The 3,467-nt window shown below is 64.0% G+C and carries 4 protein-coding genes; 2 read left to right on the top strand and 2 right to left on the bottom strand.

Features of this window, described 5'->3' with window-relative positions:
• Positions 1-228: 228 nt before the first annotated feature.
• Both meaB and Q4C89_RS13690 read left to right on the top strand, forming a co-directional pair.
• Positions 229-1,173, top strand: a complete 945-nt coding sequence (meaB, locus tag Q4C89_RS13685; RefSeq protein WP_303103177.1) for a methylmalonyl Co-A mutase-associated GTPase MeaB — start codon at positions 229-231, stop codon at positions 1,171-1,173.
• Positions 1,174-1,207: 34 nt separating this feature from the next.
• Positions 1,208-2,197: an NADPH:quinone oxidoreductase family protein gene (locus Q4C89_RS13690; protein ID WP_303103178.1), complete on the top strand. Its 990-nt coding sequence runs from the start codon at positions 1,208-1,210 to the stop codon at positions 2,195-2,197.
• A 95-nt stretch (positions 2,198-2,292) separates the two neighbouring features.
• Here the strand turns inward: Q4C89_RS13690 and Q4C89_RS13695 are convergent, their stop codons facing one another.
• Positions 2,293-2,859 carry an IS630 family transposase gene (locus Q4C89_RS13695; protein WP_368493244.1) on the bottom strand — a complete coding sequence of 189 codons (567 nt, stop codon included), beginning with the start codon at positions 2,857-2,859 and terminating at the stop codon, positions 2,293-2,295.
• Positions 2,745-3,311 (bottom strand): winged helix-turn-helix domain-containing protein, encoded by a 567-nt coding sequence (locus Q4C89_RS13700; RefSeq protein WP_368493243.1) that lies wholly within the window; start codon positions 3,309-3,311, stop codon positions 2,745-2,747. The genes Q4C89_RS13695 and Q4C89_RS13700 overlap by 115 nt, the downstream gene beginning before the upstream one ends.
• Between the last annotated feature and the right edge of the window lie 156 nt (positions 3,312-3,467).

The following is a 3,467-nucleotide window of genomic DNA, read 5'->3' on the forward strand; positions in this document are numbered from 1 at the left end:
GTTTTTCACCTCGGCGATGGCCTGAGCATCGGCGGGGTACTGGGCGGCGCGGAGGGTGAAGGGGGGCATGGGCCTATGCTGGCAGGCAGCGCGGCAAAGCGCATGGGCCAGATGGCGGAGTGGGGTGCTGCCCGGAGAGGCTGAGGCAGCCTGAGCGCCGCTCGACCGCTTTGCGTGTTATTGGAACCGTGTAGGCGGCGGCCCCACGATGTCCCCTATTCTCAGAGCATGTCCCCCACTCACCCCCTGGCTGCGCCGCTGCTGGCGGGAAATCGCCGCGCTCTGGCGAAGGCCATTACCCTCACCGAATCCACCCGCCCCGACCACGAGCGCGAGGCCCAGGCCCTGCTGGCCGACCTCGCCGGGCACGGGCGGCCCTCGGTGCGCGTCGGCCTGACCGGGGTGCCGGGTGTAGGCAAGAGCACGCTCATCGAGGCGCTGGGGATGTTTCTGGCGGGGGCGGGCCATAAGGTGGCGGTGCTGGCGGTAGACCCTTCGAGCGCCCGCACTGGCGGCAGCATCATGGGCGACAAGACCCGCATGCCCCGGCTGACGGTGCACCCCAATGCCTTTATTCGCCCCAGTCCCAGTGGCGGCACGCTCGGCGGGGTGGCCCGGCGCACCCGCGAAACGGTGACCCTGTGCGAGGCGGCGGGCTACGACGTGATTCTGGTCGAGACGGTGGGAGTCGGGCAGTCCGAAACCCAGGTTGCCGCCATGACCGACCTGTTCGTGCTGCTGACGCTGCCCAACGCAGGCGACGAGTTACAGGGCATCAAGCGCGGCATCATGGAAATGAGCGACCTGTGCGTGGTCAACAAGGCCGACATCAACCCAAGGGCTGCCATTCGCGCCCAGACCGAACTGCGGGCCGCACTCACCCTGCTGACCCCCCACGACGCGCCCTGGCGACCCGCAGCGCTGCGGGCCTCGGCGGTGACGGGCGAGGGCATTCCCGAACTGTGGGCCAAAATTCAGGACTACGCCGCCACAGTCAATCTGGAAGCCAAGCGCCGGGCCCAGACCGCCGTGTGGTTCGACGAATTGCTGCGCGAGGCGGTCTGGCGCGCTTTCGTGGCTGGGCAGGACGCCGGACGACTGCGCGAACTGCGGGCCGAGGTCGAGCGCGGCGAAAAGACGGCGGTGGCGGCGGTAGGCGAATTGGGGCTGTAGGGTCACGCGCCGCCCCGTCCGCTATGCTGCCCGCATGTCTGAAAAAATGAAGGCCATTCGGGTCGAGCGCACGGGCACGCCAGAGGTCATGGAACTGCGCGAGGTGGACGTGCCGCAGCCCCGCCCCGGTCAGGTGCGCCTCAAGGTCGAAGCGGTGGGCATCAACTTTGCCGACGCGCTGAACGTGGGGGGGCAGTACCTCACCGCCCCCAAGCTGCCCTATACCCCCGGCATGGAACTCGCCGGAACGGTGGACGCCCTGGGCGAAGGCGTGAGCGGCGTGCAGGTCGGACAGCGGGTGGCAGCGCTGGGCGGGTCGGGCGGCCTCGCCGAGTACGCGGTGGTGCCTGCTGCTGGGCTGGTGCCTGTCCCCGAGAGCTTTACTCCCGCGCAGGCCGCCGCTTTTCCGGTGTCGTACATGACCGCCTACCACGCCCTCAAGACGCTGGGGCGCGGCGAGGCGGGCGAATGGGTGCTGGTGCAGGCGGCGGCGGGCGCCCTCGGCACGGCGTCGGTGCAGCTTGCGGGAGCGCTTGGCATGAAGGTCATTGCCCTGGCGAGCACCGATGAAAAACTGCAAATCGCCCGTGACCTGGGGGCCGACGTGACCATCCTGCAAGACGACCCCGAGCGCGTACAGAAGGTGCGCGAGGCGGCGGGCGGCAGTGGCGTGCCCCTTATTCTGGAAGTCGTGGGCGGCACACGCTTTGGCGAAAGCCTCAAGATGGCGGCAGACCGGGGACGCATCATCTTCATCGGCAACGCCAGCCGTGAGGAAGCGACCCTCAACCCTGTGTCGCTGATGAAACGCAACCTGACCGTGACCGGCCTGTGGCTGACCTCGCTGATGCAGGACGCCGAAGCCGTCGCCGCCGCTGCCCAGGGCCTGACCCCGCTGATTGCCAGTGGCCGGGTCGTGCCGCAGGTCGGCCCCACCTATGCCCTGGCCGACAGCCCCCGCGCTTTTCAGGACATCCTCGACCGCAAGACGACGGGCAAGGTCATCATCGAGCCGCAGCGATAAGCCAACCGTCCAAAGGGCAGGGGAGAGACGACCGAACTGGTGTCTCTCCCCTTGATTTTGTCCGTATCATACGGGAATGAAATAAAGTTTAGGCATTAAGCTTTGGGGAGCCAATGAAAGAAGGTGGTTCGTGAAACGAGAGCGGCCTGGCTCATGAGCCAGGCGCAGCGAGTATCAAGCGCGTTCCGGAGTTCGTCTAAGTCGCTCCATGCTCGATTGGAAAGCCCCTCTTTCAAAGGTCGCCATAGGTGTTCTGCGGGCATCAATTCCGGCGTGTACGGCAGTGAGAACATCAGCTCAATCCCTTCAGGACAGACCACTTTTTTGCTGCGATGCCACCCGGCATTGTCGACATAGAGCACGATATGGGCTTCATTCTTCGGGTCGACTCGGGCTTTGAAAAGCTGCAGTGCCGCATTGAAGGAAGCAATATCAACGCTGTCAAAGCGCAACAGATCGCAACGTCCCGTCCAGGGATGAACAAAGCCGTAGACGTACAGCCAGGAATAGCCGTTGCTCTGGGGAACGCAGGAGCGTTCCCCCTTTTTCATCCAGGTTCTGCTGAGGACACTTTTCGTGCCGTGCCGCGCTTCGTCCTGACACCAGAACTCGACTCGTTTGTCCGGGTACTGCTGTTGCCGTTCTTGGACCAGCGCCCGAATTTTTTTTGCTGTTCAAGTTGCTCTTCCTCACTGGCCGCCTTCGGGTGAACGGGTCGTCCCTTCTGGCGCGAGTAACCGAGGCGGTGCAGATAAAGACGTGCAGTCGTCGTATCGACTCTTCTGCCCGTCTGTGTCTCAATCCATTCAGCGACCTTACTCCCTGTCCACTCCCCACCATCGTCAGGGGCAGACTGCAGCCGCTCATCGAGCAGCGCTCGATGAGCGGCATTCAAGGCAGGTGGCTGACCTGCCCGACCCTTGCGTCGGTCTTCAATCGCTTCAGGCCCATGTTCGTTGTAAAGCCTGATGATTCTGGAAAGCCAACTTTTTGCCCTTCCAAGTTGGTCAGCCAGTTGGGCGCGAGAGTATTCAGGCTGGCGAGTCAACGTTCGAATCGCGAACCAACGGTCTCGTTCATCAATCGTCGTCGCAGCACGTTGCCGCTGGAGCAACTCGTCTTCACTTAAATGGTTAACGGGAATGAGCGCTTTGATATCCTAACTATACTTCTTTTCGGTATCAGCGCACGAAAGGAATCAGCGAGCGCGTCCAGGGCATCGCCAGCAGGATGGTCAAGAGGGCCAGCCCGCTCCACAGGGCGGCGGCGC

The sequence above is a fragment of the Deinococcus sp. genome (assembly GCF_030523985.1).
GTDB lineage: Bacteria > Deinococcota > Deinococci > Deinococcales > Deinococcaceae > Deinococcus.